The organism is Chryseobacterium joostei (genome assembly GCF_003815775.1).
Classification (GTDB): Bacteria; Bacteroidota; Bacteroidia; order Flavobacteriales; family Weeksellaceae; genus Chryseobacterium; species Chryseobacterium joostei.
In genome coordinates this window covers 3,871,808-3,894,826 of the sequence record NZ_CP033926.1, presented here as the reverse complement: position 1 = coordinate 3,894,826, position 23,019 = coordinate 3,871,808, and the positions used below count along the sequence as shown (strand labels likewise).

Below are 23,019 nucleotides of genomic sequence, written 5' to 3'. Positions count from 1 at the left end.
AAGAGAATTTATACTGATCCTTCACCAGATCATCAGCTATATACTATCATATAGTTCCTTTTACTCCCGCAGATGCGCTAAAATGAATGTCAACACTTTAACCATGAAAACTTTAAATATACATCTGTGGGAAAATGGAACTCATGCAAACAAGAGAATTTATACTGATCCTTCACCAGATCATCAGCTATATACCATCATATAGTTCCTTTTACTCCCGCAGATGCGCTAAAATGAATGTAAACTTTTAACCATGAAAACTTTAAATATACATCTGTGGGAAAATGGAACTAATGCGCACACCATTTTATAATGTAAGATATATTCTATAGCCAACAAAAATATTTTTTGAGCCAGATACAGCAAAATAAAATATTGAAAGTCAAATCAAATCTATCAACTACCGTATATATCTCACTAATAAAAGAAAAATTTTTTTGTTTATTTAAAACATCTGTGTATTTTAGATAAAAATATTAATATGATTTTTGACAAACTAATTAACTACTTAAAACTTGATAAACAGGAGTTCGTCTTCCAGTTTAATTCCCATCCCAATTACCCATCTGCACTGGCATTTAGCGATACTTTGAATTTTATGGGAGTAAAAAATGATGCATATGAATTAGACAAGGAATATTGGAATGAGCTTCCTGAAGAATTCATCGCCATTGTAGAAAATTCTTTCTCTTTAGTAAAGAAATCAGGAAATAGTTACTCAGTTTACTCAGAAAAGACTAAAACACTTAACCAGGAAGAGCTTTACAACAAATCAACAAATTTTGTTCTTCTGTTTGAAAAGGCAGAAAAGGCAGACAATAAATTGGCATTTAACTTCACACCGATTCTATATGCTATTTTCGCTATAATTCTTATTTATTCACTTCTAAGCCTGCAGATATACGAAGCTATTTTTAATCTTCTTTCACTGGCAGGAGTTTATATCTCGTTGGAAATATTTAATCAAAAATTCGGAAATAGTTCTACTGTAATTGGAAGTATATGTGGTGTCCCCACCGCTACCCAAACCGTTAATGCCTGCGATAAAATTATAAAACAGGACAAAACCAGTATTTTAGGTTTAAAATTTTCTGATTTTTCGCTAATTTATTTTACAGGACTTTCTGTATTAGGACTATTCTTACCGGGAACCGCCTATATTGTAAAAGGATTTACGATCGTTTCAATATTGGCTATTGGCTACTCTCTGTATATTCAGGCTTTTGTTGAAAAAGCTTTCTGTAGAGTTTGTCTTTTAATTATCTCCATCTTAATCGGTCAATTGGCCATCACCAGTTTTTTCTTTCAAAATCTTCCATTTGAAATCGGAACACTTTTGCTCATCGTAATTTTATGGGTACTGATTTTCTCAACAGTTATTTACTTCAATTCCATATTGGAACAGAAAGAGGAGCTTCAAAAGTCCAATGCGAAAAACCTTAGATTCAAAAGAAATTATGAATTGTTTAAAGATCAGTTATTGCAAAAGGAGAAAATAGAATTTCAGGATACCCATACTTTTTCTGTAGGTAAAAAGGATGCAAGACTTCGTATTTCTATCGTTTCCAATCCCTACTGTGGGTTCTGTAAAGATGCTCATAAATTGGTGGAAAATCTTTTAGAAAAGTACCCTGATGATATTTCTCTGCAGATGAGATTCAACTATATCCCGGAAAGAGCAGACGAAAAATACACCCGATTAATCTCAGATTTAGCACACATCTACAATAATAAAACAGAAAAAGACTTCCTGAATGCTGTAGAAGAATGGTTTGAAACAAAAGATGAAGGAAAAATCAACATCTTGTCAGGAGGAGTTCCTACATCTGAAAATCTGAATGCATTAATTGGTATGTCTACAGAAAACAGCAATGCCGGTCTCAACTTCACCCCTGTTTTTGTTATCAACGGATATCAGTACCCTGAAAAGTATGATCGTGAAGATATTGTATTCTTTGTTGATGAATTAATAGAAGATGAAGACTTTTAGTAATGGATATCAGCAATTCGAAAATTTCACTATCTTAGGAAAAATAAAAGCGATCTCCGAAAAGCTAATAAAAGAGTAGGAAAAACCAAAAACTATTTATTATGAAAAATCTAAAAAGACTTTCAAGAGAGAATCTAAGAACACTGAAAGGTGGTATTACTGAGGAATGCGCAAGAATTCAGAGTGAAGCAAGCTATTGCGAATCCAAAATAAACCCACCCAAAGAAGGAGCTATCAACGCATGTAACAAATGGTGCTACTACTAGCCAGAGCCATTTCATTGAATTATAATATTGAATAAAGTAAAAATGTCGTCAGAATATGACGACATTTTATAATGATTATTAGTTTTGAAAAAATTTCCTTTTTATAAGCAACCAGACACTAAAGATTGTGGCCCTACCTGTCTTAGAATTGTAAGTAAATATTACGGTAAAAGCATCTCACTACAACAGATTCGTGCCCTTTCTGAAACAACTCGTGAGGGAAGCAGCCTCCTTGGGCTAAGTGATGCTGCAGAAAATCTAGGATTCCGCTCATTAGGAGTCCAAATTGACTTTAAAACCCTTGTGGAAGAAGTCCCTCTACCTTGTATCGTACATTGGAATAAAAACCATTTTGTTGTTGTTTATAAAACCGATAAAAATAACAAGATCTATATCTCAGATCCCAGCTATGGCCTTATTACCTACAACCAGGAAGAATTCATCAAATCCTGGATCGGAGAGAATGCCAATGAAAATACAGAGGAAGGTATTGCTCTTATTCTGGAAACTACGCCAGCATTCTTCCAGACTGAATTTGATAATGAGGAAAGTAAGGCAAGCTTTTCTTTTCTCTCAAAATATCTTCTTAAATACAAATCTCTTGTTATACAACTCGCTGTAGGACTATTGGCCGGAAGTTTACTGTCATTGGTTTTCCCGTTTCTTACCCAAAGCATTGTAGATGTTGGGATACAAAACCAGGATATTAACTTTATCTATTTAGTGCTTCTTGCTCAGATTATGCTATTTTTCGGAAGAATGGGTATTGAAGTCATCCGAAGCTGGATTCTTCTCCACCTTTCCGCCAGAATTAATATCTCAATCATTTCCGATTTCTTCATTAAGCTGATGAAACTTCCTATAAGCTTTTTTGATACAAGGATGACGGGAGATATCATGCAGAGGATTAATGACCACCACAGAATAGAACAACTTCTTACAAGTTCTTCATTGAATACCCTGTTTTCAATGGTCAACCTTATTATCTTCAGTATTGTACTTTTGCTGTATGACTATAGGCTTTTCATTGTTTATCTTGTAGGAGCAGCAATGTATATCGGATGGATTAGCTTCTTCCTGAAAAAAAGAAAGGAACTTGACTATAAAAGATTCTCTCAGGTTTCTCAGGAGCAAAGTAAAGTTATTGAGCTTATCAACGGTATGCAGGAAATCAAAATGCATAATGCAGAAAAGCAAAAACGATGGGATTGGGAATTTCTTCAGGTAAAATTATTTAAAATAAGAATAAAATCTCTCTCCCTAGAGCAATGGCAATCTGTAGGAGGAAACTTCATCAACCAGATGAAAGATATCCTCGTGAGTTTCCTTTCTGCAAAACTAGTTTTAAGTGGAAATCTAACCCTAGGGATGATGCTTTCTGTACAATATATAATTGGACAGCTAAATAGCCCACTTTTACAGTTGATCGACTTTATCAAGCAAACTCAGGATGCTAAAATTTCCCTTGAAAGACTTGGTGAAATCCATGATAAGGAGGACGAAGAAGATAAAAACGAACAATACGCTACGGAAATTCCACATAGAGATATTGAAATTAAGGATATGTCTTTCAGATATATTGGATCCGATGTTCCTGTTTTTGAAAATCTAAACCTTTCTATCCCCTACCGACAAACTACAGCGATTGTAGGAGCCAGCGGAAGTGGAAAAACAACCCTGTTAAAACTTTTGATGAAGTTTTATGATCCTGATCAGGGAGAAATTAAAATCGGGAGTACTAATCTAAAGAATATTTCCCCAAGATTCTGGAGAGATCATTGCGGCGTAGTAATGCAGGAGGGCTATGTATTCAATGATACGATAGCTAATAATATTGCCATCGGTGAGGACCATATTGATAAGTCAAAATTAAGACGTGCAGTAGAAATTGCAAACATCAGAGAATTTATAGAAACCCTCCCTTTAAGTTACAATACAAAGATCGGAAATGAAGGTGTTGGAGTAAGTGGTGGACAAAAGCAAAGACTCTTTATAGCAAGAGCAGTTTACAAGTCTCCGGAATATATTTTGTTTGACGAAGCTACATCCGCATTGGATGCTAATAACGAAAAAATCATTATGGAGAACCTTGAACAATTCTTCAAGGGTAAAACAGCAGTTGTTATTGCTCACAGACTTTCTACAGTAAAACATGCCGATAAGATCATTGTATTGGATAAAGGTAAGGTTGTAGAAGAAGGCAGCCATGCAGATCTGGTTGATCTACGAGGTGAGTATTACAGATTGGTTAAAAACCAGCTCGAACTAGGAAATTAATACCTGCTTATTAAAATTTTAATCTCCCTGGAAATTTTATTCTAAAAAAATGAAACAAGACATTTTAGACAATATTGAACTTCGCTCCGAAAGCGTACAGGATATTCTTACCCAGCCACCCCATTGGATGATACGCTGGGGAAATACAATGATTTTCATCATCATCCTACTTATTTTTGTGATGAGCTACGTCATAAAGTATCCGGAATTTGTACCGGCTCCCATTATTGTAACCTCCCAAAATCCACCTGAGAAAATAGAGGCTAGAATTGGAACCAAAATTGAAAAAATATTTATCAAGGACCATCAGCAAGTAAAAAAACATGATGTATTGATCGTAATGCAGTCAGCAGCCAATTATAAAGATATTTTAGAGCTGAAGAAGATTGTGGATTCTATTTCTCCCAATCAACTAAATTCTTTTCCTCTTGCACAGGCATCAAGATATAAACTTGGAGAGCTACAGGGCGAATACAACAGCTTTGCAAAAGCTTTTCAGGATGAAGAACTTTTCACAAGGTTACAGCCGTATGCTCCGGAAAGCTTAGCCAGCAATCAAAGTATTTCTGAGTATAAAATAAGAATGGCTACCTTAAGGCAACAGAAGAACCTGGAATCAGTAAAATATGATTTGAGCAGAAAGAACTTCAACAGATCTCAGGAACTTTTCAACCAGGGAGTAATTTCTGCGATGGAACTTGAAAATGAGAAAATCAAATATCTTCAGGCTCAACAAAATCTTGAAAACCTTAATATTTCTATCTCTCAAGCAGAAGAAGGCATTTCCAATATTAATAAAACCAAAAGTGTAACGGTTATTAACAATGAAAAAGAAAAGATTACATACTCTGCACAAACGCTACAGCTTTTTGAACAGCTTCGAAAAGCCTTAAAGCAATGGGAACAAAACTATCTTGTCATTTCATCCACAGATGGTATTGCCAGTTTTCAGCAATTTTTTGGTGAAAATCAGTTTGTAAAAGCCGGAGAGCCTATCGTATCTATCCTGCCAAGCAATAAAGAGAAATTAGTAGGCAGAATGTCTGTTCCTACAGTAAACTCAGGAAAGATTGTAGCTGGCGAAAAGGTATTGATCAAATTAGATAATTATCGTTTTCAGGAATATGGTATCATCGAAGGAAAAGTTCAGAACATTTCCCTTATTCCTGATGATAAAGGAAACTACTATGTAGATGTGGTATTGCCTAAAGGATTAAAGACAAGCTATAATAAAACGCTTACCTTTGATAAAGAACTTAGGGGTAGTGCGGAGATCGTAACTCAGGATCTAAGGTTAATTGAAAGATTCTTCTATCAGATCAGAAAGCTACTAGGATATCAGTCCTAATAAAATTAAGATTTGTTATAGCACACTTTAAATATTATTGTTTGAAGAATTTCAAGAAAAATGAGATTATCAATAAAATCAGAGTTATACAAGCGCAAAAGATCCACAGAAATGTATATAATTTTGCCTTCCATCCATATTCATCAATTGAATTTTCATAATTTTTAAATTCTATTTTATATTTTCTTTGAACAGAATCATCAAATTTTATGATATAAAGGGAATCTTTTATATAATTATCATAAGCTGTTTGGTCAATTATAAAAGATTCCATTTTTTTATCCGTTGCATTATTTCTCTTTAGTTTTTTCTTATAATATAAGCTCAAATCTTTTACAATTTCGTATTCTGATAAAAGTAAATTCAATTGTGCCGTGTATTGAGATTTTCTTTCTCTAAGATCGATATCATTATAAGCTTTTAGAATACCGATTTCAAATGGAAGATCGCGCTTAATTTCATTGACTTTGTTTAAAAAATATTTTAATGAATCTTTGGGATAATTATTATTTAAATAAGAGTTCAAAGATTTGAGTATAATTATTCCTCTTTTCTCAGAAGCCTCTCTTAAACTATCCGATTTTGTTTTGAAAGAAACCATTTTTTGCAGTAAGGAATTATTCTTTTCTAAATTAAAATCTAAGGAGTCCAAATAGTTTAATCTTTTTTGTTTTAGAGCTATTAGGCTTTCATTACTATAATTATCTGCTGTAGTATAAAAAGTAATTGATAAATTGAAAAAAAATGATATTAAGATAAATGTTACAGAAGCAGAAATGTGTGATCTATATAATGCTAATAGTCTAATCATAATTTTTTTACAAATATATTTATTTTTTTGTAACTAAAAAATAGTTACATTTGTATAAGTATTAAAAATGAGATGTCGAAAAAAGATAAACTTATCACTAGATTAAAATCAAAACCGAAAGATTTTGAATACTCAGAACTAAAGTCTTTATTAATATCTTTAGGATATGAAGAAAATAATAAAGGTGGGACATCTGGAAGTGCGGTATCATTTTTGAATAAAACTATTGAGAGTGTAATAATGTTACATAAACCACATAATCCAGATATTTTAAAACACTATCAAATAAAAGCAGTAATAGAAGAATTAGAAAACAATAACTTAATTTAAAGAACTATGCTTGAACATAAAGACATCAAGGGAACAGTAGAGTTCGATCAAGAAACTACAATGTTTTTTGGTAAACTAATAGGAGTAAATGGTCTTGTTATGTATGAAGCTGAGAACGCAGAAGAATTCGCCAAAAATTTTATCACTGCGGTTGAAGATTATATTAAAATGTGTGAAGAGAATGAAATGCCTATCAAAAAAGAATATAAAGGTATTTTCAATGTCAGAACTTCACCTGAAATTCATGAAAGGTTATTTACTACTTCGGTAGAGAGAGGCGTTAAATTAAATACAATTATAAATGAAGCATTTGATTTTTATTTAAAAAGTCAGTTACAGGATAAATTTGCAGAAAAAAAATATAGTTCTGTTAAGAGTATGTTAGGTGATTGTATAACTCAAGTCTATTGGGAGCCTAGTGAATCTGACTCTTATGGAAAATTTTTAAAAAAAAGAATCCTCAAACATGATTGTAATAATAATGTTGTAGTAGATAAAAGGAATGTATCCAAATTCCTAGAACAAAAGCATCATTTAACAGATAACAAATAAAAAACCTCAAATTGAGGTTTTTTTTATAAGTATTAATAGATATTCCTGATATAATCTAAAAGCAATTCTAGCAAATTTTAAATATTTATTTCTCGAAATTTTATTATAAATATTTCTTGATGCAATACAGTTTATTTTGGATTTAAATTGTCTTAAGGCTCGGGAATTATAGGAAGAAATATTAAACATCAAATAATTTTATAAAATTCTCTTAACTCCACAATTTTATTTACACAACTAGAAGAAAATAAAATAGCCTAAAAATATTTACTGTACATTTACCATACAAATTAAAAACCGCAACCATTGATAATCAATGCATTGCGGTTTAATACTGTAGCGAAGACGGGAATTGAACCCGTGACCTCAGGGTTATGAATCCTGCGCTCTAACCGACTGAGCTACCTCGCCTCCTTTTTGGTGGTGCAAATATAGAAAATATTTCTTTACCTCCAAAATTATTTTAACTTAAAATACTCTAAAACATCACCAACATGATCTGGTTTGCTGATTATCTTATTGTTAGCATCTAAAATAAAATACGTTGGTGTTGCATGAATATTGTAGGTATCTACATAATTACTATTCCATCCTCTCAATTCTGAATCATTGATCCAAGGAAATGCCGCAATCTTGCTGGTATAAGAGTTTTTGTCAACATCTAAAGAGAAAGCAACAACCTGTATATTTTTTGTTTTTAAATCATTGTATTTTTCCAATAGCTTTGGAAGCTCACTTTCACAATGTGAACATGTGGATGACCAGAAAATAATAACCTTTTTATCTGCTTTTATATCATGAAGTGATTTAGCAGTAGTGTTCGTAGCTGACTGAAACTTATAATTAGGAAAAACAGCTCCCATCTCCACATTAGCATTAGATTTTAAGGTAGAAGCAAGTCTGTCATTAATGGTACATTTAAGGTTCTTGGCCTGGCTTAAATATTTATTTTTAAACTCATCCATGTCATATACATCAAAGATGTCTATAAGCTCAGATAATACAGTCTGTCCTCTTGGCGTCTCTACCTTTAAACGGTCTAAAAGCTTATCAACTGAAGCTCCAACATTTGCGTTACCTCCAGAGTTTAAATAAGACACCAATACTGGTCTCAGCAATGATGAACTTTCCAGCATATCATTGGACTTATCCAAAAAGTTGATAATTTCTTCCTGATCTACCTTTTTAGCAGAATCTACAGGGGCAGAAAGAAACTTACTGTAATTGGTATTATAATAAGAAATGAATGGGTGCTTTGCTTCATCAATTGAACTAGCTTTCCCTGAAAGTCTGTCAATCTCCAATTTCAATGCTTTTCCAAATTCTGTATTGTCTTTATAATATTCTTTGATCTGGGCTAAAGCTGGCAGAATAAGTTCTTTCTTTTGTGAACCCTCTTGCTGCTTACTCATCAGATCATTGGCTTCATCCAAATAAACAATCTCCTTAACTTTATTATTCTGAGTTTCAAGCTTAAGATTTACATTCTTGTTTTCAGAAATAAAACTAATTGTATTATTTGTTCCGGGGAAATAAACTTTCATCATCCCCATATAGTGGTTTGGATATTTAAAGGTCCATGTATTGTTCTTGCTTTGTTCTTTAGTAACAATAATATCTTTTGAACCATTTAATGTATATAGAATAGCATCCTGATCTTTAAAATCTGCGGAGGCCTGAACCGTAACTGTAAACTGAGCCTGCAGAGCAAATGCAGCTAAAACTGCAGATAGTGTATAAACCTTTTTCATAGAGTAAAAATAAAAAAACTCTCTGACTAATCAGAGAGTTTGATATTATTTTAATAAAATTTTATGCTTTTACGCTTTTATACTTCTTTGTATAGTATGCAATGAATGCAAATGCTACAATAGAAAGTAAATATACGTACATATCAATTGGTGATGATGGTGCTCCTCCGGTACCGTGTCCTCCGGTACCTCCTCCACCTGGAACTGGCATATCATCTATATCTGCCTTTGCCAAAAATGTGGCAAAAAGAAAAAACGCAAATACTAGTTTATTTATAGTTTTCATATTAATTTTTATTTTAAGATTTTGGTGTTAACTATTACTCCTTTATCCGAAACCACTTTTACAATGTAAGAACTCTTCACTGAACCGTCTAGCTCAATTACGAAATCCCTAGATGCATCAACTGATTTTTTAGAGATAATAAGCTTACCACTCATATCATAAACTTCAATATCTGCTTTTCTCCAATCTGGATCAAATCTAACTATATAATTACTAATTGCAGGGTTGTAAACAACCATCGTTCTGGAAAGCGTTTCTGTTTCCTTAGTTGCAAGAGAACCTCTATCAGGTGCTCCATAATATAAATTATATGACTTTGAACTTACAGGAATAACATCTCCCTGCTTTGCTTCTTGTACTGTTCCATTAGAGGCCTTATAGAAGAATCCAATTCCTGAAGACAAGTTATGTACTCCGGCCGGGATCAGCTCAGCATTTTCTCTAATTTCAAATTTGTAAGAAACAATTTTTTTATCTGGCTTACTATAATCAAAGTTATATAGCAATATATCTTTTCCTAAGAAATTACTTTCACTGGCCTCATTAATGTATAACCAGTATTTGGCATTGTAGTTAGGATCATATCCACCATTTAAAGCTTCTTCGAATGTTCCGATTGGACTTGCTGAACTTGCAGCAGCCTGAACCGTAGTTGCAATAGAAATCTGGTGTCCTGTAGTTGCTGTAGGAGAAACTACATAATAAGTTCGTGCAATTTCGTTACCGCTTGCATCAAGACCAATAACACCAAGCTGTTTAACACTTGCGCTGTTTGATTTATTGCTAACTCTTGCAGCATTTACATTATAGTCAGTTCCATTAGCTCTTACTGAATTCTTGAAACGTCTAAGGGTGTTAAAGTTCAGAGTCTGCGCTGAGTTATCTCTAAGCTTTATAATAAATGGCTGCATAGGTTTAATAAGTAATCCAATATCTCCAACAGGCGTTCCATCTAAATTAAACGTTTGCGTTAATGCACCAGTAGTGTAGGTATACCCATTGGCTAAAGTAACCACATTCCCTGAAGTATATTCAATACCCATGATGTTACTAACATTATTACCATCTGTAACTGTTCCGTTTTCAATAAAACCAATCTTTGAAAGATCTAAATTTGTTAAAAATGGATTTCCAAATTGGTAAATATTTTTACCATACGTTGGGCTCCATGCTCCATTAGGGAGATCGAACTGATCTTGAAGGTAAGAGTTATAAGCTTCCCCATAACTATTTGCTCCATTACCGTTAGGACCGAAATATACATTTCCACCATTCTGTAAAGATACAGAAGCTAGCGGCGCATATGGTCTTCCGTTCAACGTATATACAGAAGCAGGAGTTGGTGGAACATTTAAGTTTAGGTTATTATTTCTAGAACCTAACATATAATATCCTGTACCGTTGCTTGTTGTACTTGCTAAACTTGTAACATGGTCAGATTTAGCTTGGAGGTTATTCCATTGCAAAATCAAATCATTGTTTACATTATTAGTATTTTGGATATCTCTTACTGTACCAAATGTTTTACCTAATTCTGTTGATAATGAATTGTAGGCCTTTCCAAAGAAAGGAAGGGCAATCTGTTGGAAGTAATTGCCTGTACCTTGTTTATCAGTCAAGTATTCTTTACTTACAATACCCGTGACATTGGACTGGGATAATCCATCGATATACAACTGACCATACGTGGAACTCGCATAAGTAGCAGGGGTATTTAGTCTTAAAACAATGTTTCCGCCATCGGTTTTATCACCTCCGCCAGCATCGATTGTTTTAAAAGCGTCCGTACCAGATCCTACAACCATGATATTTCCATGCACGTCCAAAAGGCCATTACCTCTTGTTTGTACACCTCCACCGCTATAAACTAGGGTGCCTTCGCTCACATACATATTAGCATTAGTGTCAACATGACATAGTATCTGCGCCTGAACAGAGTAACTAATTGCTAAAAGACCTATAGCAAATAAACTTTTTCTCATTGTATAAATTATTTGTGTGTTAATACAATCTTCACCCGCAAAGGTATTATATTTTTCTTTAAAAAAAAAACATTTTTATCTATTAATCAAAATATTATCTTCTGTTAAGACAATCTTTTTCTCCTCTCCGATTGAAAACATATAGTCTTCCAAGACTTTCTCAGTGGTCCCTCTTAGACCTCTTGCTCCTAATCCTTTTTCGATAGTTTCTTCTACAATTCTTTCAATTGCACCGTCTGTAATAACCAAATCTGTGCCATCCATTTTGAAAAGTTCCACAAATTGATTTACGATTGAGTTTTTAGGCTCTTTCATAATTCTCACTAACGTTTCTTTCGTAAGCTTATCGAGATAAGTAATGATTGGAAATCTTCCTAAAAGTTCAGGAATTAACCCGAAAGAACGAAGATCGACTGCATTAATATTTGTTAATACATATTCTTCTTCATCCGTTTTATTGATCTTTTCAGAACTGAAGCCAATCGCCTGCTTATTCATTCTTCTTTCGATGATTTCCTTAATACCATCAAAAGCACCTCCTGCAATAAACAGAATGTTTTGAGTATTTACCTGAATATACTTTTGGTCAGGATGCTTTCTTCCTCCCTGCGGCGGAACGTTTACAATACTTCCCTCCAATAATTTCAGTAATCCCTGCTGTACTCCTTCTCCGGAAACATCTCTTGTAATGCTAGGGTTATCAGATTTTCTGGCAATTTTATCAATTTCGTCAATAAAGACAATTCCTTTTTCTGCCTTTTCCACGTCATAGTCTGCTACCATCAATAGTCTTGAAAGGATACTTTCAACATCTTCTCCTACATAGCCGGCTTCTGTTAAAATAGTGGCATCCACAATACAGAAAGGAACATTAAGTTCTCTGGCAATAGTTTTTGCCAACAGGGTTTTTCCGGTCCCCGTCTCTCCTATCATGATGATATTTGACTTTTCAAGCTCTACTTCCCTGTTTTCATCCTGGGCATGAAGCAATCTTTTATAATGGTTGTATACAGCAATTGAAAGCTGTTTCTTTGCTTGGTCCTGACCAATCACGTATTGGTCCAGAAATACCTTAATTTCTTTTGGTTTTTTAAGATCTTCCATATTGTCTGCAGGTGAATATCCTGATTTGGACGCACTATCTTTAACTATAGTATGCGCCTGCTCTATACAATTTTCACAAATAAAACCGTTCTGCCCGGAAATCAACATCTGTACTTCACTTCTTTTTCTGCCGCAGAAAGAACACTGGTTTGAATTCATATGAGATAATAATATATGTATATGTTAAAGAAAATCGTAAAAAATTTCTTTTTTACGATTTTCTGTGTTTTTAAGAATTAATAATTGAGTTTTGAATCTCTGTATATTCTTCGTTCGTTAATTTTAATCTTTCATTTCTAAAGTTCATGTCCTCCACCTGGTTTAAAGGAATAAGATGAATGTGGGCATGAGGAACTTCAAGTCCTACAACCGCTACTCCAACTCTTACACATGGAATTGCAGTTTTGATCTTCTTGGCTACCTCTTGGGTAAATCCCCAAAGGTTTTTGTATTCTTCACTTTCAAGATCAAAAATCAAATCCACTTCTTTTTTAGGAACTACTAAGGTATGTCCTTTCACCAAAGGCATTGCGTCTAAAAATGCGATAAAGTTTTCATCCTCTGCAATTTTATAGGAGGGAATTTCGCCATTGATGATTTTTGTGAATATAGTGCTCATTTATCAGAAGTTAGAGGTTATATATTAGAAGTTAGAAATAAAAAACGTGTATCAGACTATAAAGAGATGTCTAATACTTCGAATGAAAGCTTATTACCGTTTGGTAAGGTAATTTCTGCAGTTTCGCCAATAGCTTTTCCTAACAAACCTTTTGCGATCGGTGTGTTTACAGAAATTTTCCCTGTTTTAAGGTCACTTTCGTTATCCGGTACCAATTTAAATACCTGCTCTTGTTTAGTCGCATTATTTTTAAGTTTCACTGTTGTTAAGATTGAAACTTTTGAAGTATCTAATTGGCTTTCGTCTATAATCTTAGAAGTTGAGATAACATCCTTCAGCTTAGAAATTCTCATTTCAAGCATCCCCTGAGCCTCTTTAGCCGCATCGTACTCTGCATTTTCAGACAAATCTCCTTTGTCTCTTGCCTCTGCGATCTGCTGAGTGATTTTTGGTCTCTCCACAGTTTCTAACTGTTCCAGCTCAGCTTTCATTTTCTCTAGGCCCTCCTTTGTTACATAGCTTGCCATAATTTTCAAAATTTAGTTTTAGTATAAAAAAATAATCCGACATTTGCCGGACAATGTTTTACGTGTTATAATCGTTTAATTTTTACAAATATATAAAAATTTAAATTGAAATGAAAAAAACTTTTTCGATACTATCTATTTTCATTTTATTGATTTTCAGTAATTTATCTGTAAATTCATGCGGAAGCAGAGAAGATACAGTAAGCTGTTTCCCCAGCAACCCTATTAACGTTACGCTTAATTTAAACCTCCCTGCATACAATGCCCTGACCTATGATAATGGCTGGGTGTATGTGAACGAACAGCAGGCCGGAACCAGAGGACTGATCGTTGTACGTGTTGGGAATGGATTCAAAGTCTATGATAGAAATGCACCTCATCTATGTCCTGACAACAATACGACCCTTGAGGTAAAAGACAATATTGCAATTTTATGCCCCAAGGACAATACAAGATGGATCTTAAGAACCGGTGAACCTCAGTCAGGTTCCAAAACATCTCTTCCTCCAAAAACATATCCTTATAATTTTGATCCTGTAACCAAGGTTTTAAATATTTATTACTAAAATGAAAATCGTTATACAAAGAGTCTCAGAAGCCAGCGTAAAAGTAGACGGAAAAATAGTTGGTGAAATTGGTAAAGGCTTAATGCTGCTGGTAGGTATTGATGAGAATGATGAAAAGACAGATGCTGACTGGCTGGTACAAAAAGTAGTAAACCTCAGGATCTTTGGTGATGAAGATGACAAACTCAATCTTTCGGTGAAAGATATCTCAGGAGAGATTCTGTGCATTAGCCAGTTTACTTTGATTGCAGATTACAAAAAAGGCAACCGCCCTTCTTTCATTAAAGCGGCCAAACCTGATAAGGCCATTCCATTATTTGATTATTTTAAAGAAGAAATAGCAAAGTCTGGTCTTAAAACTGAAAGCGGTATTTTCGGAGCGGATATGAAGGTTTCATTGATCAATGACGGGCCAGTTACCATCATTATGGATTCCATTACAAAAAGTTAATTAGACAAAATGAAAAACAGAAATATAGTGATCACTTATCTGGTGATGACTTTAATTTTCCTGAGTGAAGTTGTTTTAAATTTTAATCAATACAGTTACAGAGGATATTACACCGATAAAATCATCGGATGGCTATGGCTGGCAATGACAGTCTTTATCATCATCAAACTTTGGAAGAAAAAAGCGATTAAAGCTTATTTTGGTCTTTTGGTAGCTGGGATTATTTTGAGTATTCTGCCCATGATGATTCCTTTCTTTGCTCTTCTCAGTTATTTTTCAACTATTGACAGCTATCAAAGGATTTCGCTTAATGATGAGTACCGAATTGAGAGACATCGTCCCGGAGCATTATCTAAGCCGCAAATAGCAATCTATCAACAGAAAGGTATTTTTGAAAAAAGAATCAGTAAAACTCCTTATGTAGAAGTTTTGGAAAAGGTTATACAACGTCCTTCAATTGATATCTCAAGTGATGAACGAAACGAGTCTATTCAGGAAGCAAAGCTCGTTAGTGCTAATAAAGACAGCATTGGAATTGAATATAAAATCATGAATAAAAAGCAGATTTTTTATCATAAAAATAAAGAAGATTGGTTTGATGATTTGTAAGATTACATCTTCATTTTTTCTAAACCCAAAAATACCTTTCAATAATGTTGAAAGGTATTTTTTTGTCATAAAATCACTAAAAATTTTCTCATTTATCTTTTTTAAATTCAAATAAATCATCTGGGAAAAGCTAAAATACAGAGATTGAAAAATAAATTCACAAAAATGTGATTTGTTTTTATTTTATTATTAATTTTGAGATTATCCAAACTTATTCTCAACCATTTAACAAAAATATTATGAAAACAAAATTTAATTTTTCTACACTGTTAGTGTTTTGTTTCTTCTTCTCTTTTGGTCAGGTACCATCTGACCGTAATCATCAAAGTGATGTAATTTACGTTTGCTTTTCCAAGGATATTGAGTCTGAAAAAGCAGCATTCAGCAAAAATTCGGATCTGGAAAAATTTGCCAGAGAAAACGGAATTTCATTTACCTATGACCTTGACTTTAATGACAAAAAAATTAATGAAATGATGGAAAGCAGTAAAATGAATGGAAATTCCGGAGAGTCTGTTCAAAAACTGAAAAGAATATTTAAAGCGAATTTTCATCTGAAGAATGATGAAACATCTCAAAAGCTTATTCAAACCTTAGAAAGATTTCCTGAAATAGAATATGTATCTGTAATGAGCGGTACCCCCATTGAACCTCCAGTAGTGAATATGTTTGTAGCAACTCCCGATCTTGAAAGCCTGCAAACTTACCTGAATGACAACCCCGGAATCAATGCAAAGTATGCATGGTCACGAGGAATTACAGGACAAAACATCAGAATCCGTGATGTGGAGTATGGTTTTTATAAAACTCATGAAATGCTGTCCAATCAAAATTCTATACAATTGGAACCCGGATATACACCTAATTCAGGATTATCAAATAACAACTACAGAGATCACGGAACAGCTGTGGTAAGTATTTTAGGATCTATAAAGGATAATATCGGTCTTACGGGTGCTGTTTACAATGCTTCAGAAATAAAGGGATATATGGAATGGACAACTGTTGGCTACAACAGAGCATCAGCAGTAAGCAGATCCATCAATGCTTCTCAGGCCGGAGACATCATTTTGTATGAAATGCAGACGGGTGGAAAAGACGGTCAATATTGCCCTGCTGAGTACGACAGCGTGATTTGGGATCTTACCAAAGCGGCTACAGATTCAGGGATTATCATCGTTGCGGCAGCTGGTAATGGAAATCAGGACTTGGATGACCCTTTTTATGCAGCATATAGAGCCAGAGGGAACAGCGGGGCCATTATTGTAGGGGCCGGAACCCCTAATACTACCCATTCTAAACAAAGCTTCAGTACGTTTGGAAGCAGAGTTGATGTACAGGGATGGGGAAGCAGTGTTTTGGCAGCAGGATATGGTTCTTACCAGAAATATGACAATGATAACAACAGAACTTACAATTATTTCAGTGGAACAAGCTCTGCAACTCCTACGGTAGCTTCTGCAGCAGTATTGGTTCAGTCTTTTTATCGTCAGACTACAGGACAATACCTGAGTCCGGCTGCCATGAAAAATCTTTTGGTATCTACAGGAATCCCTCAGGGCGGTACAGATGTTAATAAAAAGATAGGACCGCTTCCGAATGTAAGAAATGCTATATTACAATTGGAAAGTAAATTTGTATCTCCGGTGAAAACACTATCTCCATTAGAGGTAAAAATCTATCCGAACCCGTCTAGCAGCTCTATTGCCATTCAAAATATTGAAAATAAAAAACTGGATATTGAAATCTTCAATATGTATGGAAGATCAGTTATAAAAAGCACTGTTTCGTCAGATGAAAAGATTAGTATTTCTCATCTGCCTGCAGGCCAGTACATCATCAATATTAATGAGGGACAAAGAAGAGTGGTTGAAAAATTCACAAAACTATAATGTAAACAAAAACACCTTTCAGCACGCTGAAAGGTGTTTTCTTTTAATAAACATTTATAAAATTACTTCGCAGGAACACTGCTGAAGTTAAGGGCTACTTTAATGTTCATGTCTGAAGTTGTTTGACTCTTCAGTTCATAAACAGTTCTTACGGTCAATCCTGAGCTTTTTACAATTTCATCCAAAAATCCTGTATCATTCAAATCCAGATTTAGGCTGGAAGAATTATTGGACATATTGGAACGTGATGCAATAAGCCTCTCTCCTGTTCCATTAGATGAAACATATATTTTTACAGACTTAAATGCACTTAAATTCCCTCCTGATGGAGAAGCTACAGAGATCTTAGCCTCAGAAATTCTTACATCCTTGATCTTTGCATTATTATTTCCTCCGAACCACGTTTGTACATTGGTAGCAGTTGCTGTAGAAGAAACCTCCTTGTCAGCAGGGACCCCTGTGGAAACTAAAACATTAGCTGTGTATGGAAACGTATTTTGAACCAGCGACTGTACGGTTCCGCAACTTACAAGTACAGCTGAGGCGGCCATTGCTGTTAGAACTATATTTTTCATAATATTAAATTTAAACTTTGAGTATAGTTTGCAGAAACTGTACCAAATTGGTTAATCCTATTCTATACTTACTGTAAAATGCCCCTTGGTGTTCCCTGAAGCCATATTACTTTTCCCGATAATCAACCAAACCTCTCCTTTTCCCGGAACTTCGTAGGTAATGTCTCTTCCGAAAGGCCCATCATAGTTTCCGTTGGGAAGTTTAATCTGATTAAACCTGATGTTAAATTCTTTTTCTTTCGTTGAAATTTTTGCTTTTATATTTGGCTGATCAAAATTGGTAAGCTTCAACACAAGTTCCTGATCATCTTTAGTAAACTCTTCACCTAATGTAAACGGAAGCTGGGAAGCATCTGCTGTTCTTACAATTTGTCCCTCTTTTTCATTTCTCATCACTCCTTTACGTAGAACTTCCTTGGTAGCAGGAGCATTGTTAATAATTGAGTCTCTTTTTCTCAATACTGCTGAATCTGTCTTATAAACTGAATCCGGCAATTCTGTTACCACTGCAGAATCCTTTTGGGGTACATCTGTTACAGCGGGATCCTTTTTACATGAAATGATAATCAATGGAATTAACAATAAGCTTTTTTTCATAATAATTAATTTTAAGAATGTGGATACAGCATTCTGTTAAGTCCTTTTTAAGTGCGAAAATTGTTCCAACTCTTTTTTAATGTCTCCTTTTTTTGATTTATACAGTCTTTTCATTATTATTTTTAACCAGTTTAAATGTGAAATACATAAAATTGAGCATTATTCCCATTAAAAGAGTTACGCCCCAAGTTTTTGTATATTCCAAAGGATAGATAAACCTTATCACAATATCATTAAAAAGCCCAAAAGGATTATTGAGAACATCCCAACTGTTCCATCTCAAAAATCTTCCCAGATAGACTCCAAAACTGCTCATAAAGAGAAATACTATTACAATTCCGTTGATAGTTCTATCCTTAGTATAGCAGGAGAGCAGTTTTTCAATATCACTAAGACTTATAAATCCACAGATCAACCCCGTCCATGCATACGAAAGTATTACAATCAGATCATACCAGATAGGAATGGCGTTTCTTGCCTTTAAATGAAAAAGATCGGTAAGGATATAAGGTGAATTGGGGAAAAATAAAATCCATACTATAATAATAAAGGCGAGGGATAGTTTACCATTAATATTAAATGCTAAAATAATGGAGCTTAGCAACAGAGGAATCCATGCCAGAAATAAATTCCAGTTAAGAAAGAAAAACACTTTTGTATCACTGATATAATATCTGAAAATGGAGAGGCTTAAGCAAAATAAGGTCATGAGGATAAGCAGAACATTTACTTTAAACCTTTGAGATTCGATTAAATTTTTCATAGTGCATTGCTGTTATTTGATGGTTTCATAATAACCAATCTTTGAAAGAAAGGTTTTCGCCTTTTCGCTTTTAATCTTATTCTGCAGATTTTTTTTAAGCTTCAAATTATTTTTTTCTTCTGCATATTTTAAAAGATTCTTTTCACTAAAGTTGACTGAACCGAAATGGTAATTAACCGCAAAGTCTTTACGCTTCATATTCTGTGAAGTAATAAAACCGCCCCAATTGAAATAACTGCAAACTAAAATTATCACATAAAAATACCAAACCATTGTATTGAAAAGAAATGCATTTCGTTTTCTTTTTTGAATTTTAATAAAGGTAAGCCCAAGCCCAATCAAGGATAGAAGCAAAAATGCAAAGACACCAAGTCTTTTATAGGTAAAGGCATAATTAACAATGTATTCATAGTTTTTTACCGCTGCGGATAATATTAGAACAGCATTAAGGAAGATCCAGATCTTGGCCAGGGTTTTCATCAGTTTTGCTTTAGGATCAAAGTTAAAACCGGATTTAAAGTAAAACATAATCACCAAAATAGCCATTACTATAGAGAGGATCACGGCATTTACCCTTTCATGGGTTTCCTCAGATAGCTGAACCGGTGTTTTGGAAGCTTCATAAAACTGTTCATAATTGTAAGTTCCGATAAAGAAAACCAATAAAATATTCAGTGAAAAGAAAGATACAATTCCACTTATTCTTTCAGCATCAAGATCAAGGAATGAGTAGGTTGCCTTTGGAGCCTGAACATCTTTTTGAAAGTCGTTATCCAGAAATTGATTGTTTTTATAGATGAGCTTTTCAACAGCGTAGTTCCAGTAATTAAAGGCAATGAAAAACCCTAAAACGGTAAGGCAGAACACCTGCCAAAGATTAAGATCAAGCTCATAATCTGTAAACAAGGCAGCAAAGAGGTCACTGCCTGCTGCATAAATTCCAAAGAAAACGGATAAAAGCAATAATGGAATCAGAACGAAAGCCATTATTTTTTGCCACACCCCTGAAACATTTCCTTTGGGAAGCCAATCGTCCAGCATAAAAATTCTACAGATTGAAGTACAGCTGTTCACAACAAAGACCGGAATGAGAAGAAGGATTTTCATTCTTCTGTTTTTCGATTTATAGGCAAGCAAAAGAAGTGAGCTTACAACGGCCAGAAAGGATGGAAAGTCTCCATACCATGCAAAGGCTATACTTGAGAGAATACTTGTAACCGTAAGGATGTAGAATGTTCTGGTTTTATTTTTTTCAACTGTTTTAAAAAAGGTCAAAACTGCATACAGAATTCCGAGGATCCCAAGATTCAGCCCTAAGTCCTGATCGTAGAACAGAATGACAAATAGGGCTGTTGTGAGAAATATATAATGATGTGTTTTCATGTTTTAAAGAATTAAGTAATTATCAAAAATTAAAAAGAATGAGAAGATATATTGAAGCAATGGGAATATTTAAAAGCAAGAGAAGCGCTGAGTTTCCGGCAGATTTTTCTCCAGAAACATCATTAAGGTAGATTCCTAGTTCATACAAAAGAATGATTGTATTTACCATTATAGCAATACCCACATAGGCAAAGCCAATCAGTAAAAGAAATTCATTACGAACGATCAGAAACGTCAGAAACAATAATGTTCCCAATACAAAGGATATAAGAAATGTATATTTCCCTGCTGAACTGAATTTAATATTTTCCATATGGATATTTTAATGGAGTATAACGGTATCTTTCTGTTGAATAAAGTCTTTCAGATGATCAAAGTTCTGCCACAATAAGCTTTCAAAATCCCACTGATGAAATTCTCTCATGTTTTGTCCTTTCTTATAGGCCTTGATATAAATTTTCACATATTCAGGCAGGATAAATGTTCCCAAAACAATAGCTGCCAATAGATGGGCGTTCAGTTTTCCGTTTCCCAGCAAGAGATATTGCATGGCAATTTCATCTTCGAAATTGGTTCCACAACCCGTAATCAAGTGATGAACATCGTGGTTTTCCATCTTGGGAATCATTGAAAATCCGTGCTTATGATAGAATTCGCCAAGCTTTCGTCCCAGTGAATCTTCCTGAAACTCCAACAGCTGTCTTTCATTAAACTGCCATTGTCTCTTTTTCTTTTTAAAGTATTTTCTGTATAATTTTTGGGTTTTATCATACACAAAAAGCAGAAACTGAACGCGTATTTTTTTCATAGTGTATTTATTTAGATGATATTCAATCCTATTATGGCGTAAAGAATGGCAACAGGGATATTGATCAAAAGAAAACCTGCAGACTGATAGCATACTTTACGCTTAGCCTTATCAATTTCACCGTAGATCAGCAGTCCTGATAAAATAAAAAGGTTGAAAATTGCCCCATAAAAAAGCAGTATAAAACCAGAATCGGCAAAATCAAAATCCTTGGTTATCATATATCCAAAAAGGCAAATATTCCCTGCCAGGAAAAACAACCCGAATATTGTTTTTCCCAAGTTTAAAATGTTTTGTTCTGTCATATTAATTTATAATAGTTAATTTTAAAACAAAGAACTTTGAATTACAAAGTTAATTTTCAAAAAAATATAGGACTAGCGTCCCAATAATTTTTCCAGTGCATCCAAATGATCGGTAAATGCCTGCCTCCCGTTTTGGGTGACTCGATAAGATGTTTTAGGCTTCTTACCTACAAATTCTTTCTTCACTTCAATATACCCCGCTTTCTCCAACGCATTGCTATGACTGGCTAAATTCCCATCTGTAATTTCCAGTAATGTTTTCATTTCAGAAAAATCAACCCAGTCGTTGACCATAAGAACGGACATAATGCCCAACCTTACACGGCTTTCAAATTCTTTATTGAGTTGACTGATCTTGATCATAATAGTAATAGGTAGCAGATATTAGGAACAGATTACTATGAATAGGAACCTAAGGAACTGCAAAGTTAATTTTTATTTATATTTTCTGTGCATGATCAATCCGTAAACGATGTGCAAAACACCAAAACCGACTGACCAAAATACAAGCCCCCAACCTAGAAAAAACAGGGAAAATAATCCTAGGGCTACTTCACAATATCCCAGATATTTTACATCTGGTAATGTATACCTTTCAGCGCTTATCAAACCTAATCCATAGAAAACCAAGGTTGTTGGTGCAACCCATACTATTAAATGATGGAAAATAAGTGCCGAACAGAAGATTCCCCCGGCTGCTAAAGGGACTGCAAAGGTAACTAAAAGTCGCTTTGTAGTGGCATCCCAGATCTTCAGCCCTTTCTTTTTGCTTTTATTGGCTGTAAAAATATACCCGCAAAAAACCGCCATTACCAAAACTACAAGCCCGGTGAATACCAGTTCCTGAACTAAGTCAGGGGTAAAAGTAAGTCCGGCTCCGTTTATATAGCTCACTTTCTTACTCTCCATCGCATAATATGCATATCCGGCTCCCAAAAGTGCAACCACTCCGGCAGCAACTCCGGATAAACCACTCAATGAAATAAATCTGGAGGACCGCTCCATCATGGAGCGGATATGGGATAAGTCTTCGTGATAATTTTTTAGATCCATAAAAAGAACTTTGAATTACAAAGTTATAATTTTTTTTGACTCAACAAATATTTTTTTCAAATATTTACACTGATCGTTTATTTGCTTCAGGGGAATCCTTTGTAAAACCAGTATTAAAGGTATATTTACTTGTTATATACTTACAAAAAAAAGCCGCTGAACGAGTCAACGGCT

General features: G+C 34.2%; 26 protein-coding genes and 1 tRNA gene. 10 read left to right on the top strand and 17 right to left on the bottom strand.

The annotated features are described in order from the left end of the window. The first annotated feature begins 481 nt into the window (after positions 1-481). The 4 genes from EG359_RS17860 to EG359_RS17850 all read left to right on the top strand — a co-directional run bounded on the left by EG359_RS17860 (position 482) and on the right by EG359_RS17850 (position 5,881). Positions 482-1,990: a thioredoxin domain-containing protein gene (locus EG359_RS17860; RefSeq protein ID WP_076357238.1), complete on the top strand. Its 1,509-nt coding sequence runs from the start codon at positions 482-484 to the stop codon at positions 1,988-1,990. A gap of 101 nt (positions 1,991-2,091) precedes the next feature. Further along, on the top strand, positions 2,092-2,256 hold the full coding sequence (locus EG359_RS22530; protein WP_164463080.1) for a bacteriocin-like protein: 165 nt from the start codon (positions 2,092-2,094) through the stop codon (positions 2,254-2,256). An 84-nt stretch (positions 2,257-2,340) separates the two neighbouring features. Beyond that, positions 2,341-4,533: a peptidase domain-containing ABC transporter gene (locus EG359_RS17855; RefSeq protein ID WP_076357240.1), complete on the top strand. Its 2,193-nt coding sequence runs from the start codon at positions 2,341-2,343 to the stop codon at positions 4,531-4,533. A 49-nt stretch (positions 4,534-4,582) separates the two neighbouring features. Continuing rightward, positions 4,583-5,881, top strand: coding sequence for an HlyD family secretion protein (locus EG359_RS17850; RefSeq protein WP_076357242.1), 1,299 nt, complete (start codon positions 4,583-4,585; stop codon positions 5,879-5,881). 34 nt (positions 5,882-5,915) lie between these two features. Here EG359_RS17850 and EG359_RS17845 read toward each other — a convergent pair whose 3' ends face one another. After that, complete coding sequence (locus EG359_RS17845; RefSeq protein WP_076357244.1) at positions 5,916-6,692, bottom strand: hypothetical protein; 777 nt, start codon at positions 6,690-6,692, stop codon at positions 5,916-5,918. 72 nt (positions 6,693-6,764) lie between these two features. On the opposite strand from EG359_RS17845, the gene EG359_RS17840 reads away from it, so the two are divergent. Together EG359_RS17840 and EG359_RS17835 are read left to right on the top strand one after the other, a co-directional pair. After that, complete coding sequence (locus EG359_RS17840) at positions 6,765-7,022, top strand: hexulose-6-phosphate isomerase (protein WP_076357246.1); 258 nt, start codon at positions 6,765-6,767, stop codon at positions 7,020-7,022. 6 nt (positions 7,023-7,028) lie between these two features. Then, complete coding sequence (locus EG359_RS17835) at positions 7,029-7,574, top strand: type II toxin-antitoxin system HicB family antitoxin (RefSeq protein ID WP_076357248.1); 546 nt, start codon at positions 7,029-7,031, stop codon at positions 7,572-7,574. Positions 7,575-7,911: 337 nt separating this feature from the next. Here the strand turns inward: EG359_RS17835 and EG359_RS17830 are convergent. The 7 genes from EG359_RS17830 to greA form a co-directional block, all read right to left on the bottom strand. Continuing rightward, a tRNA-Met gene (locus EG359_RS17830) sits at positions 7,912-7,985 on the bottom strand. 47 nt (positions 7,986-8,032) lie between these two features. Beyond that, complete coding sequence (locus EG359_RS17825) at positions 8,033-9,325, bottom strand: TlpA family protein disulfide reductase (RefSeq protein WP_076357250.1); 1,293 nt, start codon at positions 9,323-9,325, stop codon at positions 8,033-8,035. 61 nt (positions 9,326-9,386) lie between these two features. Continuing rightward, positions 9,387-9,611 (bottom strand): signal peptidase, encoded by a 225-nt coding sequence (locus tag EG359_RS17820; protein WP_076357252.1) that lies wholly within the window; start codon positions 9,609-9,611, stop codon positions 9,387-9,389. A gap of 8 nt (positions 9,612-9,619) precedes the next feature. After that, on the bottom strand, positions 9,620-11,593 hold the full coding sequence (locus EG359_RS17815) for a T9SS type A sorting domain-containing protein (RefSeq protein ID WP_084180551.1): 1,974 nt from the start codon (positions 11,591-11,593) through the stop codon (positions 9,620-9,622). Positions 11,594-11,668: 75 nt separating this feature from the next. Beyond that, the gene (gene clpX, locus EG359_RS17810; RefSeq protein ID WP_076357254.1) at positions 11,669-12,856 is read right to left on the bottom strand and encodes an ATP-dependent Clp protease ATP-binding subunit ClpX; all 1,188 of its coding nucleotides are present in this window, start codon (positions 12,854-12,856) and stop codon (positions 11,669-11,671) included. 70 nt (positions 12,857-12,926) lie between these two features. After that, complete coding sequence (locus EG359_RS17805; protein ID WP_076357256.1) at positions 12,927-13,316, bottom strand: HIT family protein; 390 nt, start codon at positions 13,314-13,316, stop codon at positions 12,927-12,929. Positions 13,317-13,372: 56 nt separating this feature from the next. Then, complete coding sequence (gene greA, locus EG359_RS17800; RefSeq protein WP_076357258.1) at positions 13,373-13,843, bottom strand: transcription elongation factor GreA; 471 nt, start codon at positions 13,841-13,843, stop codon at positions 13,373-13,375. A gap of 110 nt (positions 13,844-13,953) precedes the next feature. On the opposite strand from greA, the gene EG359_RS17795 reads away from it, so the two are divergent. The 4 genes from EG359_RS17795 (at position 13,954) to EG359_RS17780 (ending at position 17,361) form a co-directional block, all read left to right on the top strand. After that, on the top strand, positions 13,954-14,409 hold the full coding sequence (locus tag EG359_RS17795; protein WP_076357260.1) for a hypothetical protein: 456 nt from the start codon (positions 13,954-13,956) through the stop codon (positions 14,407-14,409). Between the two features lies 1 nt (position 14,410). Then, the gene (gene dtd, locus EG359_RS17790; protein ID WP_076357262.1) at positions 14,411-14,860 is read left to right on the top strand and encodes a D-aminoacyl-tRNA deacylase; all 450 of its coding nucleotides are present in this window, start codon (positions 14,411-14,413) and stop codon (positions 14,858-14,860) included. A 9-nt stretch (positions 14,861-14,869) separates the two neighbouring features. After that, positions 14,870-15,469 (top strand): hypothetical protein, encoded by a 600-nt coding sequence (locus EG359_RS17785; RefSeq protein WP_076357264.1) that lies wholly within the window; start codon positions 14,870-14,872, stop codon positions 15,467-15,469. Positions 15,470-15,708: 239 nt separating this feature from the next. Next, the gene (locus EG359_RS17780) at positions 15,709-17,361 is read left to right on the top strand and encodes a S8 family peptidase (protein ID WP_076357266.1); all 1,653 of its coding nucleotides are present in this window, start codon (positions 15,709-15,711) and stop codon (positions 17,359-17,361) included. 62 nt (positions 17,362-17,423) lie between these two features. Here the strand turns inward: EG359_RS17780 and EG359_RS17775 are convergent, their stop codons facing one another. The 9 genes from EG359_RS17775 to EG359_RS17735 form a co-directional block, all read right to left on the bottom strand. Next, positions 17,424-17,936, bottom strand: a complete 513-nt coding sequence (locus EG359_RS17775; RefSeq protein WP_076357268.1) for a hypothetical protein — start codon at positions 17,934-17,936, stop codon at positions 17,424-17,426. A 57-nt stretch (positions 17,937-17,993) separates the two neighbouring features. Beyond that, positions 17,994-18,533 carry a hypothetical protein gene (locus tag EG359_RS17770; RefSeq protein WP_076357270.1) on the bottom strand — a complete coding sequence of 180 codons (540 nt, stop codon included), beginning with the start codon at positions 18,531-18,533 and terminating at the stop codon, positions 17,994-17,996. A 97-nt stretch (positions 18,534-18,630) separates the two neighbouring features. Next, the gene (locus tag EG359_RS17765) at positions 18,631-19,296 is read right to left on the bottom strand and encodes a DUF1361 domain-containing protein (RefSeq protein WP_076357272.1); all 666 of its coding nucleotides are present in this window, start codon (positions 19,294-19,296) and stop codon (positions 18,631-18,633) included. A gap of 12 nt (positions 19,297-19,308) precedes the next feature. Next, on the bottom strand, positions 19,309-20,679 hold the full coding sequence (locus tag EG359_RS17760; RefSeq protein ID WP_076357274.1) for a DUF4153 domain-containing protein: 1,371 nt from the start codon (positions 20,677-20,679) through the stop codon (positions 19,309-19,311). Between the two features lie 22 nt (positions 20,680-20,701). Beyond that, entirely contained in the window at positions 20,702-20,992 is a 291-nt protein-coding gene (locus EG359_RS17755) for a hypothetical protein (RefSeq protein ID WP_076357276.1), read from the bottom strand. A gap of 9 nt (positions 20,993-21,001) precedes the next feature. Next, a complete protein-coding gene (locus tag EG359_RS17750) occupies positions 21,002-21,487 on the bottom strand; it encodes a Coq4 family protein (protein ID WP_076357278.1) in 486 nt (161 codons plus the stop codon). Positions 21,488-21,498: 11 nt separating this feature from the next. Next, the gene (locus tag EG359_RS17745) at positions 21,499-21,768 is read right to left on the bottom strand and encodes a hypothetical protein (RefSeq protein WP_228435136.1); all 270 of its coding nucleotides are present in this window, start codon (positions 21,766-21,768) and stop codon (positions 21,499-21,501) included. 96 nt (positions 21,769-21,864) lie between these two features. Further along, positions 21,865-22,155 (bottom strand): winged helix-turn-helix domain-containing protein, encoded by a 291-nt coding sequence (locus EG359_RS17740; RefSeq protein ID WP_076357282.1) that lies wholly within the window; start codon positions 22,153-22,155, stop codon positions 21,865-21,867. A gap of 72 nt (positions 22,156-22,227) precedes the next feature. Further along, positions 22,228-22,845 (bottom strand): hypothetical protein, encoded by a 618-nt coding sequence (locus EG359_RS17735; protein ID WP_076357284.1) that lies wholly within the window; start codon positions 22,843-22,845, stop codon positions 22,228-22,230. Positions 22,846-23,019 lie beyond the last annotated feature (174 nt).

Bases quoted from the DNA above. Each gene is read 5' to 3' on its own strand.
- EG359_RS17760 (WP_076357274.1), bottom strand. From the start codon at position 20,679: ATGAAAACACATCATTATATATTTCTCACAACAGCCCTATTTGTCATT.
- EG359_RS17780 (WP_076357266.1), top strand. From the start codon at position 15,709: ATGAAAACAAAATTTAATTTTTCTACACTGTTAGTGTTTTGTTTCTTC.
- EG359_RS17785 (WP_076357264.1), top strand. From the start codon at position 14,870: ATGAAAAACAGAAATATAGTGATCACTTATCTGGTGATGACTTTAATT.
- EG359_RS22530 (WP_164463080.1), top strand. From the start codon at position 2,092: ATGAAAAATCTAAAAAGACTTTCAAGAGAGAATCTAAGAACACTGAAA.
- EG359_RS17755 (WP_076357276.1), bottom strand. From the start codon at position 20,992: ATGGAAAATATTAAATTCAGTTCAGCAGGGAAATATACATTTCTTATA.
- EG359_RS17765 (WP_076357272.1), bottom strand. From the start codon at position 19,296: ATGAAAAATTTAATCGAATCTCAAAGGTTTAAAGTAAATGTTCTGCTT.
- EG359_RS17835 (WP_076357248.1), top strand. From the start codon at position 7,029: ATGCTTGAACATAAAGACATCAAGGGAACAGTAGAGTTCGATCAAGAA.
- EG359_RS17740 (WP_076357282.1), bottom strand. From the start codon at position 22,155: ATGATCAAGATCAGTCAACTCAATAAAGAATTTGAAAGCCGTGTAAGG.
- EG359_RS17805 (WP_076357256.1), bottom strand. From the start codon at position 13,316: ATGAGCACTATATTCACAAAAATCATCAATGGCGAAATTCCCTCCTAT.
- EG359_RS17775 (WP_076357268.1), bottom strand. From the start codon at position 17,936: ATGAAAAATATAGTTCTAACAGCAATGGCCGCCTCAGCTGTACTTGTA.
- EG359_RS17845 (WP_076357244.1), bottom strand. From the start codon at position 6,692: ATGATTAGACTATTAGCATTATATAGATCACACATTTCTGCTTCTGTA.
- EG359_RS17750 (WP_076357278.1), bottom strand. From the start codon at position 21,487: ATGAAAAAAATACGCGTTCAGTTTCTGCTTTTTGTGTATGATAAAACC.
- EG359_RS17735 (WP_076357284.1), bottom strand. From the start codon at position 22,845: ATGGATCTAAAAAATTATCACGAAGACTTATCCCATATCCGCTCCATG.
- EG359_RS17815 (WP_084180551.1), bottom strand. From the start codon at position 11,593: ATGAGAAAAAGTTTATTTGCTATAGGTCTTTTAGCAATTAGTTACTCT.
- clpX (WP_076357254.1), bottom strand. From the start codon at position 12,856: ATGAATTCAAACCAGTGTTCTTTCTGCGGCAGAAAAAGAAGTGAAGTA.
- EG359_RS17820 (WP_076357252.1), bottom strand. From the start codon at position 9,611: ATGAAAACTATAAATAAACTAGTATTTGCGTTTTTTCTTTTTGCCACA.
- EG359_RS17825 (WP_076357250.1), bottom strand. From the start codon at position 9,325: ATGAAAAAGGTTTATACACTATCTGCAGTTTTAGCTGCATTTGCTCTG.
- EG359_RS17770 (WP_076357270.1), bottom strand. From the start codon at position 18,533: ATGAAAAAAAGCTTATTGTTAATTCCATTGATTATCATTTCATGTAAA.
- EG359_RS17860 (WP_076357238.1), top strand. From the start codon at position 482: ATGATTTTTGACAAACTAATTAACTACTTAAAACTTGATAAACAGGAG.
- EG359_RS17795 (WP_076357260.1), top strand. From the start codon at position 13,954: ATGAAAAAAACTTTTTCGATACTATCTATTTTCATTTTATTGATTTTC.
- EG359_RS17850 (WP_076357242.1), top strand. From the start codon at position 4,583: ATGAAACAAGACATTTTAGACAATATTGAACTTCGCTCCGAAAGCGTA.
- EG359_RS17840 (WP_076357246.1), top strand. From the start codon at position 6,765: ATGTCGAAAAAAGATAAACTTATCACTAGATTAAAATCAAAACCGAAA.
- greA (WP_076357258.1), bottom strand. From the start codon at position 13,843: ATGGCAAGCTATGTAACAAAGGAGGGCCTAGAGAAAATGAAAGCTGAG.
- dtd (WP_076357262.1), top strand. From the start codon at position 14,411: ATGAAAATCGTTATACAAAGAGTCTCAGAAGCCAGCGTAAAAGTAGAC.